The sequence below is a fragment of the Rhodanobacter sp. K2T2 genome (assembly GCF_013408815.1).
Classification (GTDB): Bacteria; Pseudomonadota; Gammaproteobacteria; order Xanthomonadales; family Rhodanobacteraceae; genus Rhodanobacter.
In genome coordinates this window covers 103,063-116,616 of sequence record NZ_JACCCA010000009.1, presented here as the reverse complement: position 1 = coordinate 116,616, position 13,554 = coordinate 103,063, and the positions used below count along the sequence as shown (strand labels likewise).

Sequence of the window (13,554 nt, the reverse complement as noted above, 5' to 3'; positions counted from 1 at the left end):
AAAAAATGCTCTACCGACGACCGATCAGTTTTTCGGCGCGGGCTTCAGTTTTTCCAGCTGGGGCGAATACGCCTGCACAAAGGCGTTGTGCAGAATGCCGAGAATGGCCTGCGACGGATCGGCCACCTTGTCACCGATGCGTCCGGAGATCGGCACCCGTGTGCCGAACTGGTCTTTTTCCTGGTTCTTGAACACCGAAACGACGCCCTGCGCGACAGCCTCATAGGCGACTTTCAGCGGACTTTTCTTTTCCTGCTCGACGTCCTTCTTCCAGCTGAAGATTTGCAGATTGTGGAAGAGTGGTTTGGCGTAACCGTCCAGCTGTCCGTTCTGGGCCTGCAGCTCCATCGTGAAATCGCCGGTGCCGCCGGCGAAATCGAGGCCCGCATACGCGCGCGCTAGACCGTTGGCGTTCACCAGCGGGATATCGGTCGCGCGCAGCGCATAGGAAAAATCGCCGAGTTGATTGATCGGGTCGAACGTTGCCTGCGTCTCGAACGGCGCATTGCCGAAGATCTTGGCCGTGGCGTGCAGCTCGGCCACACGGTTGCCGTTGCGGCGCTGGATATTGGTCAGGTTGGTCACGGTGCCGTTGACGTCGGTCATCTTCAGGTCGACGCGCGGGTTGGAGACGAAGCTCTGGAACGTCACCGTGCCATTGATGACGTTGATCTCGTCCAGCCGCATCGGCGCCAGCAGCTTCAGCTGGTCGCGCCAGTTCACGCCCTTGCCGGTCTGGCTGGCGCCCTGGTTGCTGCCTTCGATGAAATTGATCGTCGGCTGGGTGAAGGTCACCTTGCCGCGAAAGACGCCGTGGGTGAGCGCTACCCAGCTCAATGAAATGTCGGTGCGCGGGGTTTCCAGCAAGGGCGCCGGCAGTTTGCCGCTGACTTTGACGATGCTCAGCTGGTTGATGGTGTAGCCGCCGCGCCACAGGTGCAGATCGATATCGGCGATCTGGCCGTGGTAGTCGCCCATCTTGTCCATGCGGCTGTTGAGGTAGTGCCGCACCGCATACGGCATGGCGGCGCGAATGATCAGCAGCATCACGATGACAATGATCAGCACGCCCAGATGTCGGCGGTAGCGAAACTTCATGGCGATCGTTTCCCGGTGCGGTCGGGGCATTCTAGTCGCGCCCGTGTCTGCGTGGCGGCAAATGCTGGCGACAAAGCGACGCGCGGATGGCAAAACGCCGGCGCAAGGCCGGCGTCAGGTCAACCGCCCGCAGTTCAGGCGACGACGCTTTTACTGATAGTGCGGCCATGAATGGCCGCCTCTCGATCGTGCTCTGCGCTCAGGGACGAGCGCACAAACTCAATGCTTGAGGTTCTTGCGCAGGCGCTCCAGCGCCTGCAGCTGGGCCATCGCTTCGGCCAGTTTCGCCTGCGCCTCGGCGATATCCAGCGCCTCGGTGCGATGAGCCAGCGCGTCCTCGGCTTCCTTTTTGGCGCGCTGTGCCGCGGCCTCGTCCAGATCGGAGGCTCGGGCGGCGGTATCGGCCAGCACGGTGATGACCTGCGGCTGCACTTCCAGAATGCCGCCGGAAACGTAGAACTGCTGACGCTCGCCACCGTCCAGCACCACATCGACGTGGCCGGGCTTGAGGCGGGTGATCAGCGGCGCGTGGCGGGGCGTAATGCCCAGCTCACCCAGCTCGCCGGTGGCAATGACCATCGTCGCGTCGCCGGAGAAAATCTCGGCTTCGGCACTGACGATGTCGACGCGAATGGTGTTGGTCATGGTGGGTGGTCTCGCTGTGCTCGACGGGAACGGGGAATGGGGAAGCAAGGAACGGTCAGATCAAAAGCGTGGATGCCGAGGCTTCTTTGCTTTTGTTCCCCGCCGGGCCACCTCGGGTGGTTCCCTGTTCCTTGTTCCTGCTTCTACAAGATTAGGCCGCCTTCTTGGCGCCCATGTCTTCGGCTTTCTTGATCGCCTCGTCGATGCCGCCGACCATGTAGAACGCCTGCTCCGGCAGGTGGTCCACGTCGCCGTCGACGATCATCTTGAAGCCGCGGATGGTTTCCTTCAGCGGCACGTACTTGCCCGGCGAGCCGGTGAACACTTCGGCCACGTGGAACGGCTGCGAGAAGAAGCGCTCGATCTTGCGTGCGCGCGTCACCGACTGCTTGTCTTCTTCGCTCAGCTCGTCCATGCCGAGAATCGCGATGATGTCCTTCAGTTCCTTGTAGCGCTGCAGCGTGCCCTGCACCTTGCGCGCGACTTCGTAGTGCTCCACGCCGATCACCAGCGGATCGAGCTGGCGGCTGGTCGAGGCCAGCGGATCGACCGCCGGGTAGATACCCAGGCTGGCGATTTCGCGCGACAGCGCCACGGTGGAGTCCAGATGCACGAAGGTGGTGGCCGGCGACGGATCGGTGTAGTCATCCGCGGGCACGTACACGGCCTGAATCGAGGTGATCGAGCCGGTCTTGGTCGAGGTGATGCGCTCCTGCAGCACGCCCATTTCCTCGGCCAGGGTCGGCTGGTAGCCCACGGCCGACGGCATACGGCCGAGCAGCGCGGATACTTCGGTACCGGCCAGCGTGTAGCGATAGATGTTGTCGACGAAGAACAGCACGTCGCGGCCCTTGCCGCTGGCGTCCTTCTCGTCGCGGAAGTACTCGGCCATGGTCAGGCCGGTCAGCGCCACGCGCAGGCGGTTGCCCGGCGGCTCGTTCATCTGACCGTAGACCATCGCGACCTTGTCGAGCACGTTGGAGTCTTTCATCTCGTGGTAGAAGTCGTTGCCCTCACGGGTACGCTCACCGACGCCGGCGAACACCGACAGGCCTTCGTGCGCCTTGGCGATGTTGTTGATCAGCTCCATCATGTTGACCGTCTTGCCCACGCCGGCGCCGCCGAACAGGCCGACCTTGCCGCCCTTGGCGAACGGGCAGATCAGGTCGATCACCTTGATGCCGGTTTCCAGCAGATCGTTGCCGGCCGCCTGTTCGTCGTAGCTCGGCGCCTCGCGATGGATCACCCACTGATCCTGCTCGCCGATCGGACCGGCTTCGTCGATGGGGTTGCCCAGTACGTCCATGATGCGGCCGAGCGTGGCCTTGCCGACCGGCACCTTGATGCCTTCGCCGGTGTTGCGGGCTACCAGATTGCGGCGCAGGCCGTCGGTCGAGCCCAGCGCGATGCAGCGCACGATGCCGTCGCCCAGCTGCTGCTGCACTTCCAGCGTGATCGCCGTGCCGTCGATTTTCAGTGCGTCATACACCTGCGGCACTTCATGACGCGCGAACTCCACGTCGACGACTGCGCCGATGATCTGAACTACTTTGCCCTGGCTCATGAAATGCTCCGGATGTAATTTTTAAGGTTTGTTGCGGCGCCGCTCCTGCGCGTCGCCAAAATTCTGTAATGAAACGTTGCTCTTACACCGAGTGCGGCCACGGATGGCCGCCTTTTGATCTTGTACTGCGATCACGGATGATCGCTTTTATTACCACTGCGATCACGGATGATCGCTAAAACTAAACCGCCGAAGCGCCACCCACGATTTCCGAAATTTCCTGGGTGATCGCCGCCTGACGCGCTTTGTTGTAGACCAACGTCAAATCACCGATCACCTTGCTGGCGTTGTCCGATGCCGCCTTCATGGCGACCATGCGCGCGGCGTGCTCGCTGGCCAGGTTCTCCAGCGTCGCCTGGTACACCAGCGACTCGACATAACGAGCCAGCACGTGCTCCAGCACGGTCTGGGCGTCGGGCTCGTAGATGTAATCCCAGTCGTTTTTCTGTTCGAGCTTGGCGCCGTCGGCTTTCTCCATCTCCGCCGCGACCGCTGGCAGTGGCAGCAGGGCGTCGATGGTCGGCTTCTGCGTCATGGTGTTGACGAAGTCGTTATAGGCCAGGAACACGCGATCCAGGCCGTTGGACGTATAGACGTCCATCATCACCTTGATCACGCCGACCAGCTGCTCGAGCTTGGGTTTTTCACCGAGATGGCTCACGCTGCCGATCAAGTTGACGCCCTTGATCCGACGGAAGAACGAGATGGCTTTCTGGCCGATCGCGACCACGTCCACTTCGACGCCCTGCTTCTGCCATTCGGCGATCGACGGCAGCAGCCGGCGGAACAGGTTGGAGTTGAGGCCGCCGCACAGGCCGCGATCGGTCGACACGACGATATAGCCGACGCGCGCCACGTTCTCGCGCTGGGTCAGGAACGGATGGCTGAAATCGGTGCTGGCCTGGGCCACGTGCGCGATCACCTTGCGCATCGCACGGGCATACGGGCGCGAGGCGCGCATCATGTCCTGCGCGCGGCGGATCTTCGCCGCCGAGACCATTTCGAGCGCGCGCGTGACCTTGCGCATGTTCTGCGTGCTCTTGATCTTGGTTTTGATTTCGCGTCCGCTTGCCATCTTTCTCTGTCTCGCTCGCTTTACTCGCTTGGGGAACCGGGATCGGGGAACAGGGACGTGGATCTGTCTGTGGATCGGAGAAAGCGATTAACGCGGATTCTCCGTTCCTTATGTCCTGTTTCCCGCTCTGCTTACCAGCTACCGGTCTTCTTGTACTCGTCCAGCGAGGCCTTGAAGGTGGCTTCGATGTCGTTGTTCCAGTCGCCGGTGGCCACGATTTTGGTCATCAGCTCTTCGTGGTTCTGGTGCATGAAGGCATGCAGGCCCTTCTCGAACGGCAGCACCTGGTTGACCGCGAGGTCATCGAGGTAGCCCTTCTCGGCCGCATAAACCGACAGCGCCAGTTCGGCGATCGACAGCGGCGAATACTGGCCCTGCTTCATCAGCTCGGTCACGCGCTGACCGCGGTCCAACTGCGCGCGCGTGGCCGGGTCCAGATCCGAGGCGAACTGCGCGAACGCGGCCAGCTCACGGTACTGCGCCAGCGCCAGCTTCACACCGCCGGACAGCTTCTTGACGATCTTGGTCTGCGCGGCACCGCCGACGCGGGACACCGAGATACCGGCGTTCACGGCCGGACGGATACCGGCGTTGAACAGGTCGGTTTCCAGGAAGATCTGACCGTCGGTGATCGAGATCACGTTGGTCGGCACGAAGGCCGACACGTCGCCACCCTGGGTTTCGATGATCGGCAGCGCGGTCAGCGAACCGGTCTTGCCCTTCACTTCGCCATTGGTGAACTTCTCGACATACTCCTCGGACACGCGCGCTGCGCGCTCGAGCAGACGGGAGTGCAGATAGAACACGTCGCCCGGGTAGGCTTCACGACCCGGCGGGCGCTTCAGCAGCAGCGAGATCTGGCGGTAGGCCACGGCCTGCTTGGACAAATCGTCGTACACGATCAGCGCGTCTTCGCCGCGATCGCGGAAGTATTCGCCCATCGCGCAACCCGAATACGGCGCCACGTACTGCAGCGCGGCCGACTCGGAGGCCGAGGCGACCACCACGATGGTGTAAGCCAGAGCGCCGTTGGCCTCGAGCTTGCGCACCACGTTGGCGATCGACGAGCGCTTCTGGCCGATGGCCACGTAGATGCACTTAATGCCGGAATTCTTCTGCGCGATGATCGCGTCGATGGCCAGCGCGGTCTTGCCGGTCTGGCGATCGCCGATGATCAGCTCGCGCTGACCGCGGCCGACCGGAATCATCGCATCGACCGACTTGTAGCCGGTCTGCAGCGGCTGGTCGACCGACTTGCGCCAGATCACGCCCGGCGCCACGGCTTCAATAGCGGCGTTGACCTTGGCATTGAGCGGACCCTTGCCGTCGATCGGGTTGCCCAGCGCGTCGACGACGCGACCGAGCAGCTCCGGACCCACCGGTACTTCCAGAATGCGGCCGGTGGTTTTGGCGGTGTCGCCTTCGCGCAGGTGCTGGTATTCACCCAGCACCACGGCGCCGACCGAGTCGCGCTCCAGATTGAGCGCCAGAGCAAACGAGTTGCCCGGCAGCTCGATCATTTCGCCCTGCATCACGTCGGCCAGGCCGTGGATGCGCACGATGCCGTCGGACACGCTGATCAGCGTGCCTTCGTTGCGTGCTTCGGCGCCGAGCTTGAACTGCTCGATGCGGGTCTTGATCAGCTCACTGATTTCCGACGGATTCAAGGTGGTGCTGGACATGGTCGTTATCCTGAATTTTTAGATCTCTTTTTCAAGAGTCCGGCCATGGACGGCCGGGTTTTTTACTGTTCGCGTTAGCACTTCGCGTAAAACTGTTTTTCGGAGTTCAGCCGTTGATGGCCGGTTTTGCTCTTCGCGAAACGGACTTCGCGTAAAACATTAGACTGTCAGCGCGCTCGCCATACGCTCAAGGCGTCCGCGGGCCGAACCGTCAATCACTTCGCTACCGGTATCGATCACCACGCCAGCCAGCAGCGACGCATCGACCTCGGTCTCCAGCTCGATCTCGCGCTTGAAACGACGCTTCAGCGACGCCTTCAGCTGCTCGGACTGCGCGGCATCGAGCGCCATTGCACTGGTGACCTTCACCAGCAGCTGCGACTCGGATTCGCGCTTGTAGCCTTCGAACAGCTCGGCCACTTCCGGCAGCAGGGTCACCCGGCGGTTTTCCACCAGCTCGGCCAGAAACTGCGCAAACGGCGCGTCGCTGGCCACGCCCTCGGGCAGATGCAGCGCCACGATCTGCTCGGGCTTGACCCGCGGATCGTTGTCGAGATCGACCACGCGCGCATCCGCCGACACCGCCGCGGCAAACGCCAGCAACTGCGACCAGCTATCCAGCGACCCGGTGGCATGCGCCACTTCGAAAGCAGCGCGTGCGTACGGGCGAGCGAGAGTGATTGCCTGAGCCATCGATCAGATCTCGGCCGCGAGCTGGTCGAGCAACGCCTTGTGCGTGGACGCATCCACTTCGCGCTGCACGATCTTGCTGGCGCCCTGCACGGCCAACGCACCCACCTGCTCTCGCAGCTGGTCGCGGGCGCGCTGCGCCATCGAGCCGATGTCTTCCTGCGCCGAAGCCTTCAGCCGGTTGATCTCGACCACCGCTTCGGCGCGAGCCTTTTCGATGATCTGATTGGCCTGCTGCTGAGCCTTGTCGATGATCTCGCCAGCCTGCTGACGAGCCACCTTGATCTCGGCTGCGACCTTCGTGTCAGCCTCACGCAATTCTGCGTGCGCGCGCTCGGCCGCATTGAGGCCTTCGGCGATCTTGATCTGACGATCTTCGATAGCCTTATTGATGTGCGGCCAGATGAACTGGACGCAGAACCAGATCAAGATGGCGAACGAAAGCATTTCGCCAATCAAGGTCGCGTTGAAATCCATCGCTGCGTTACCTGTAGATACGGAATAAAACCAGCATGGGCGTTACTTATCCATGCCGAGCTAAACGGCGCCTTAGCGCCGTCGAACAACTTAGCCCGCGGCGAGCTTCGAGAGCAGCGGGTTAGCCACGGCGAAGTACATCGCCAGCGCCACGCCGATCAGGAACGCTGCATCGATCAGGCCGGCCAGCAGGAACATGCGACCCTGAAGCAGCGGCACCAGCTCCGGCTGGCGGGCGGCGGCTTCAAGAAACTTCGAACCCATGACGCCGATACCGATACAAGCACCGAGTGCACCGAGGCCGATGATCAGACCCAGCGCGATAGCGGTGAAGGACTGGACTTGAGCAATGTGAGCGACTAATTCCACGACGGTCTCCTGAGAAATTGAAACTAAAAAATTTGAGCAGTTGAAAAGGGATGATTCAAAAGAATCAGTGGTGATCGTGCGCCATCGAAATGTAAACGATGGTCAGCACCATGAAAATAAACGCCTGAATGCCGATGATCAGGATGTGGAAAATGCCCCACACCGTGTAACCGATGATGCCCATGCCGTAAAGCAGCCAGCTACCGGCGCTGAACAATCCGGCGATCAACATGAAAACCAGCTCGCCAGCATACATATTGCCGAATAGTCGCATCGCCAGGCTAACCGGCTTGGATAGCAGCTCGACCACATTCAGCAAGAAATTCGGAATCCACAGCAGCGGGTTCGCTCCAAAGGGCGCTGTGAACAGCTCATGCATGTAGCCACCAAAGCCTTTGGCTTTGAAGCTGTAAAAAATGATTAACACGAATACGGTCAGCGACATCGCAAAGGTCATATTGATATCGGCTGTAGGCACAGCACGGAAGTGACCAAGGCCGAATTTTTCAGTGATCCAGGGCAACAAATCCACCGGCAGCAGATCCATTGCGTTCATCAGGAAAACCCAGACAAACACGGTCAGCGCCATTGGACCGAGTACACGCCGGTCACCGTGAAAAACATCTTTCACCTGACCGTCGACAAATTCGAGTACAAGCTCGACAAATGCCTGGCCACGACCGGGCACGCCCGAAGTCGCCTTGCGCGCCTTAAGCCAGAACAGCAGGCAAAAGATCACGCCGAGCGCCAGCGACACGGAAACAGAATCAAGATGCACTGCCCAAAAGCCACCGCTGTTCGCATGCGGGGTGAGATGGGTAAGGTGATGCTGAATGTATTCGGTTAGTCCGCCCTGCGGCTCGCTTGCCATGTGTCTCAACCCTTGAATCGGAACGCCAACAGATAAACCGCGAGAGCAGCCACCAGCCCCGTTATGGCAGCTAGCGGCGGCAACTTAAATTTAGCCAGGATCAATAGCAGCCCCCCGACGATCACGAACCACTTCAGAATCACGCCCGCAATCAAACGGCTAAAAGCCATACCCGCGCCGTTCAATCCGCTAAAAAATCGCATAGAGAACAGCATGGTGCCCAGCGCCACTAATGACGCACTCATGGCAGCAGACACCGCTTCACGACGCCCCAGCGTCAAAAAAACGAGGCCGGCCAGCACGGCTACAGCAAGCTGCAGCAACACGGTGCGCAAGGCTAGACGTCGACCGGAGGCAAGACTATTGAGCATGTAAAGGTCTCCGCACGGTTTACACCAGGCGGCACCGCTACAGCCACGGGCCACGATCCCAATCTCGAAAAGTATACCAGCCGGCCCAGCGGCACGACAACCGAGTTACTGGCGGATAGCAATGGATTTCGCAAAGAAAAACATGTCGCGACGCAATATGTTAGCCACTGATGCGATCCGCTCTTGCATCGAAATCGCCGCCGAACTTACATGCCCCGATAACGACAGCCGGAGGTGCAGGTCTCATGGACCACAACCTCCGAAAGCAGTGGAAGCAGGGGCTTGAGGCGATCCCATATCCAGATCGACAGCCGTTCGCTGGTCGGATTCTCCAGACCCTCGATGTCGTTGAGGTAGTGGTGATCAAGCTGGTCGTAAAGCGGCTGAAAAGCCGTCTTCACGTCGGAAAAATCCATGACCCAGCCGGTTTCGTCGCCTAACTCGCCATGAAGATGAATCTCCACCCGGAACGAATGCCCGTGCAGGCGCGCGCATTTGTGGCCCGGAGGCACGTTGGGCAGGCGATGCGCCGCCTCGAGGGTAAAGACTTTGAAGATATCCATGTGCGCATTGTAGCGCCCGCCCGCCGTTGAGACCGCTCAGGCCCAACGACGCCTCGCTACGGCGGCCTGAGTCGCGACTAAACGGCATTCGCCCGTTCACGCCGGTTTGCGGGGCACCTGCGCAAGCTGGCCCTCCACACTTCGTCGACACAGAAGGACTTCACCATGAACAAGCGCATGCTTCCCCTCTTGCTGGGTTTGTCAGTTTGCAGTGCCGCCATGGCACAGAACGCACCGACGAACGCACCCGCGCCAGCCGCCGCTACCCAGATGACGACCACCACTGTGACCTGGGCAACACCGACCAGCGGCGCACTCAGCCAGGATGCCATCGAAACATCGATCGCCAACGCCGGTTATAAAGAAGTGGAAGGCCTCGCGTTCAAAGACGGCGTGTGGCGCACCAAAGCCCGCGGCGGCAACAAACAATGGTCCAAGCTGGCGGTCGGCCCGGTCACCGGCCGAGTCTATCCAGCCGATGCGCCGTCCGCCCTCAATGCGGACGAAGTCAAAGCCAAACTCACAACGGCCGGGTACCAAAACCCCACCGACGTCAAATTCGATGCCGGCCTGTGGAGCGTCGCCGCCAAATCGCCGCAAGGCAGCGACATTCACCTGCTGGTCGATCCGACCGACGGCAGCGTCGTGGCGCAGTCGCGCGATTGATGGTTCCAACCGACTGACGTAAGACACGCGGCTATATTGGCCGCCTCTCTGAGTCAGTGCTGCCGACGATGCTCTGTCCCAGAATATAAAGCGATAACCTTCATGATGAGCTCATTGTGTGAGCCGATTACGCGGTTTATTCGGCTCAAGAGCATCGAACCGAGGTTGGCCAACCTCGTCTCCCTGAGCAACAACCAAGGCCCGGCGAGGCTGAAGGCACAAAAAACCCCGCCATTAAGCGGGGTTATCTCACATCATCCAGCGGCTTGATCCGCCAAGGACGTGGTGGCTATGGGTGCACTCGAACAAGGGCTAGTAACCCCTGTCTCATGCGGTTTTCTAAACTTTTCTAAAATTGACCTACCGTCGCAGTTACCGTCACATTGCGATTGCTCTGACGGTTCGAATCCGCATTTACTCTAAACGCTTCGACATTCTTTTGCTATGTCGGCCAATTCTTGCGGAGCGTTTGGCCAGCTGCCAATATCCTGTGCCAGTATCCGCCGAGTCATCGCTATTCACCCCGGCCGCTGTGAGCGGACAAACAAACTAGCGACAAGCGCAGCGCAGCCGGCAGCTGCGCCTCCCCAGGGCGTCGTCATGATGCCGGGGCCGGCCACGAGCAGACCGCCGATCGCCGAGAATGTTGCGATGCCTAAGTTGAACGCGGCGATGTTGAAGCCCGAAGCAGTCGCGACCGCATCGGGCGCGACCTCTTCCGCCGCCGCGACCACGCCCGACTGAACGATGGGGCCAAGACAGAAGCAGCAGGCAGACCAGAGGAGCAGGTTGGCGAACATCGTCAGGACGTGCGGGGCCGAAAAGGGCAGCGCCGCAAGCGCCAGGACAAGACCGACCAGCGCTGTTATTAGACCGCGCCGCGTGCCGAGTGAATCACTAAGCCGGCCCCCGCCAAAATTCCCGGCCACCGCAGCTGCGCCGAATGCCATAAGCGCCAAGCTGACTGCGGCCGGAGACACGTGTGTTACCTCCGTCAGCAGCGGCGCGAGAAAGGTGAAAACCACGAATGATCCGCCGAACCCGGTCATGGCGATGAAATAGAGCGCCAGCAGGCGGGGCTTCATCAGTACGGCGAGCTGCGACTGCAATCCGGAGGGCTGAGCGTGGGGGATTTCCCGCGGCAACAAAAGTCGCAATAGCGCTGTCGCGAGGCATCCGAGCACAGCCACCGCCAGCAGCGGTGCACGCCACCCAAGGCTCTGTCCGACGATTGTGCCGAACGGGACACCGATGACCATTGCAAGGGTGAGCCCTGCGAACATCGTCGCCACCGCCCGCGCGCCGCGCTCACGATCCGCCAGGCTCATCGCAATCGGCGCGCCGACTGCGAAGAACACACCGTGCGCCACTCCGGTCACGACCCGCCCGGCCAGCAGCACTTCATAAGTCGGCGCAGCGCCGCCAAGCAGATTACCGAGCGTGAACAGGCCCATCAGCCCAACCACAAGCCTGCGGCGGGGAAGCCTTCCAGTAAGTGCCGTGACCGTCGGCGCCCCAACGGTCACGGCCAGGGCATAGCCAGTCACAAGCAGACCCGCTTGGGGTATCGTTACCGTAAGATCGCGCGCGACATCCGGGACAAGCCCGATCATGACGAACTCCGTCGTGCCGATGGCGAAGGCCGCTACGGCAAGCGCGAACAATGCAGCCGACATCGTGTTGCTCTTTATGCGTCGATTAGATCGGCAAAATGCGCGGCAAGGCCGCTTTGGCCCGGAGCAACGTGGTCGGCCATAGTGTGGCGATCGGGGAAGTCGCCGCCGTTTTGCGAACGGAAGGGAATCGGCTTGTCGGTGAATAGCCCGGCAACACGCACACACCATGCTGCCTTGATCGCCTCCACTTCCTCCGCCGTGGAAACGTGGCCCGCACCATAGACCGCGTGCGTCGGGAGCACGTCCATGCCGGGGTAGAACAGCGCGCCATGAGTCAGCGGGAATAGAAGTTGCTCGATCGGCCCGTTGATACCTCGCGGGTCATAGTCGGCCGCTGGGCCGCCTGCCTGCACGTTGACCAGCGCTCGCTTGCCCTTGAGGATGCCGTCGCCAAAGCGAAACTCGTTGGAGCCATTCTGATAGCCGTAGGCAAAACCGAAGGCATAAACCCGCTCTATCCAGCCTTTCAGGATCGCGGGCACACCGTACCACCACAGCGGGAATTGCAGGACCACAGCATCGGCCTTGAGCAGCTTCTGCTGCTCGGCGATCACGTCGGGCGTCTGATGCCCGCTTGCGTAAGCATGGCCTGACTCCATGATGAACGATAGCCGATCAGGGTTGTTGCGCATCGGAAAGTCATCGGCATCGTACACCGCCTTCCACTTCATGCCGTAGAGGTCCGAATGGACCACCGTGTGCCCCGCTGCCGACAGCGTCTCAGCGGTCACGTCGACCAACTGCCGTGTCAGCGAAGTGGGCTCAGGATGGGCATAGACGAGAAGAACATTCATTGCGGGGCCTTCACAGTGCGAGAAGCAGACAAGGTAGGTTTTTGCCCGGTATATTGGAAATGAATTTCCTGTATTGCAGGTATTGCCATGAATAATCTGAGACGGCTGGACCTCAATCTGCTGGTGACGCTTGATGTGCTGCTGTCGGAACACAACGTGACCCGCGCCGCGCAACGGCTGAACTTCTCGCAACCCTCGGTCAGCGTCCATCTGGCCAAGCTGCGGGATGTGCTTGGGGATCCCCTGTTGCTGCCGGGGCCACGAGGCATGCGGCCCACCGCCAGGGCGGAAGCGTTGCGCGAGCCGTTGCGGCAAGCGCTTGATGCATTGGAGCGCGCGGTGTCGCCCGCCAGTCCCTTTAATCCAGCCGAGGCCGGCCATACGTGGCGTGTTGCCGCGACTGACTACGGCGAATCGACGATCGTGCTGCCTGCCTTGAAAAGGTTGCGCTCGGCGGCGCCAGGTACCCAGCTGGCCGTCCTGGAAGCGGTTCCGTCACGCATCGCCAAGCTGGCGGAACAGGGGGAGATTGATCTTGCCTTCCATACCAGCGAGGGAGCACCGCCAGGCTTGCATCGCCAGACGCTCTTTACGGAGCGTTATGTCCTGGCAGGCCGCGCGGGTCATCCACGCTTGAAGCGACGACCGACACTTTCGCAGTTCTGCAAACTCGATCAAGTGATCGTGTCGCCGGATGGCGGCGGGTTTCACGGCGTCACGGATGAAGCACTTTCGAAGCTGGGCCTGGCGCGTCGGGTTGTGCTTTCCGTTCCACACTTCCTGTTTGTAAGGTCGGTCTTGGCAAGCACTGACCTTGTGGCGATGTTGCCTTCGCGCTTGGTTCGCGACACCAGTGCGCTGCAGGTTGTCGAGCCACCTGTTGATGTACCGGGCTACGAGATGTCCATGCTCTGGCATGAGCGCTCCCACCGCGACCCCGCGCATCAATGGCTGCGCGATTGCATCGCAAGCTCGGTATAGATCCTGCCAGACATCCCGCCTCCCAAACTTTA

At 60.9% G+C, this 13,554-nt stretch carries 15 protein-coding genes; 2 read left to right on the top strand and 13 right to left on the bottom strand.

Going from position 1 to position 13,554, the window contains the following annotated elements:
• Positions 1-24: 24 nt before the first annotated feature.
• The 11 genes from HDE78_RS15155 to queD form a co-directional block, all read right to left on the bottom strand.
• Positions 25-1,098 carry a DUF748 domain-containing protein gene (locus HDE78_RS15155; RefSeq protein ID WP_179480959.1) on the bottom strand — a complete coding sequence of 358 codons (1,074 nt, stop codon included), beginning with the start codon at positions 1,096-1,098 and terminating at the stop codon, positions 25-27.
• A gap of 219 nt (positions 1,099-1,317) precedes the next feature.
• The gene (locus HDE78_RS15150; RefSeq protein WP_179480957.1) at positions 1,318-1,743 is read right to left on the bottom strand and encodes a F0F1 ATP synthase subunit epsilon; all 426 of its coding nucleotides are present in this window, start codon (positions 1,741-1,743) and stop codon (positions 1,318-1,320) included.
• Between the two features lie 151 nt (positions 1,744-1,894).
• Positions 1,895-3,307, bottom strand: a complete 1,413-nt coding sequence (gene atpD / locus HDE78_RS15145) for a F0F1 ATP synthase subunit beta (protein ID WP_179480955.1) — start codon at positions 3,305-3,307, stop codon at positions 1,895-1,897.
• 181 nt (positions 3,308-3,488) lie between these two features.
• On the bottom strand, positions 3,489-4,382 hold the full coding sequence (gene atpG, locus HDE78_RS15140) for a F0F1 ATP synthase subunit gamma (RefSeq protein ID WP_179480953.1): 894 nt from the start codon (positions 4,380-4,382) through the stop codon (positions 3,489-3,491).
• Between the two features lie 131 nt (positions 4,383-4,513).
• Complete coding sequence (atpA, locus tag HDE78_RS15135) at positions 4,514-6,064, bottom strand: F0F1 ATP synthase subunit alpha (RefSeq protein WP_179480951.1); 1,551 nt, start codon at positions 6,062-6,064, stop codon at positions 4,514-4,516.
• A gap of 159 nt (positions 6,065-6,223) precedes the next feature.
• Complete coding sequence (locus HDE78_RS15130) at positions 6,224-6,757, bottom strand: F0F1 ATP synthase subunit delta (protein ID WP_179480949.1); 534 nt, start codon at positions 6,755-6,757, stop codon at positions 6,224-6,226.
• A 3-nt stretch (positions 6,758-6,760) separates the two neighbouring features.
• Positions 6,761-7,231 (bottom strand): F0F1 ATP synthase subunit B, encoded by a 471-nt coding sequence (locus tag HDE78_RS15125; protein ID WP_179480946.1) that lies wholly within the window; start codon positions 7,229-7,231, stop codon positions 6,761-6,763.
• Between the two features lie 90 nt (positions 7,232-7,321).
• A complete protein-coding gene (gene atpE / locus HDE78_RS15120) occupies positions 7,322-7,600 on the bottom strand; it encodes a F0F1 ATP synthase subunit C (protein WP_179480944.1) in 279 nt (92 codons plus the stop codon).
• Between the two features lie 64 nt (positions 7,601-7,664).
• Positions 7,665-8,471, bottom strand: a complete 807-nt coding sequence (gene atpB, locus HDE78_RS15115; RefSeq protein ID WP_179480942.1) for a F0F1 ATP synthase subunit A — start codon at positions 8,469-8,471, stop codon at positions 7,665-7,667.
• A gap of 5 nt (positions 8,472-8,476) precedes the next feature.
• The gene (locus tag HDE78_RS15110) at positions 8,477-8,842 is read right to left on the bottom strand and encodes a hypothetical protein (RefSeq protein ID WP_179480940.1); all 366 of its coding nucleotides are present in this window, start codon (positions 8,840-8,842) and stop codon (positions 8,477-8,479) included.
• Positions 8,843-9,048: 206 nt separating this feature from the next.
• Positions 9,049-9,405, bottom strand: a complete 357-nt coding sequence (gene queD, locus HDE78_RS15105) for a 6-carboxytetrahydropterin synthase QueD (protein ID WP_179480938.1) — start codon at positions 9,403-9,405, stop codon at positions 9,049-9,051.
• Positions 9,406-9,570: 165 nt separating this feature from the next.
• On the opposite strand from queD, the gene HDE78_RS15100 reads away from it, so the two are divergent.
• On the top strand, positions 9,571-10,071 hold the full coding sequence (locus tag HDE78_RS15100) for a PepSY domain-containing protein (RefSeq protein WP_179480936.1): 501 nt from the start codon (positions 9,571-9,573) through the stop codon (positions 10,069-10,071).
• Positions 10,072-10,589: 518 nt separating this feature from the next.
• Here HDE78_RS15100 and HDE78_RS15095 read toward each other — a convergent pair.
• Together HDE78_RS15095 and HDE78_RS15090 are read right to left on the bottom strand one after the other, a co-directional pair.
• Positions 10,590-11,747: an MFS transporter gene (locus tag HDE78_RS15095; RefSeq protein ID WP_179480934.1), complete on the bottom strand. Its 1,158-nt coding sequence runs from the start codon at positions 11,745-11,747 to the stop codon at positions 10,590-10,592.
• A gap of 11 nt (positions 11,748-11,758) precedes the next feature.
• A complete protein-coding gene (locus tag HDE78_RS15090; protein ID WP_179481097.1) occupies positions 11,759-12,541 on the bottom strand; it encodes an NAD(P)H-dependent oxidoreductase in 783 nt (260 codons plus the stop codon).
• Positions 12,542-12,628: 87 nt separating this feature from the next.
• Between HDE78_RS15090 and HDE78_RS15085 the strand changes: the two genes are divergently transcribed.
• Positions 12,629-13,522 carry a LysR family transcriptional regulator gene (locus tag HDE78_RS15085; protein ID WP_179480932.1) on the top strand — a complete coding sequence of 298 codons (894 nt, stop codon included), beginning with the start codon at positions 12,629-12,631 and terminating at the stop codon, positions 13,520-13,522.
• Positions 13,523-13,554 lie beyond the last annotated feature (32 nt).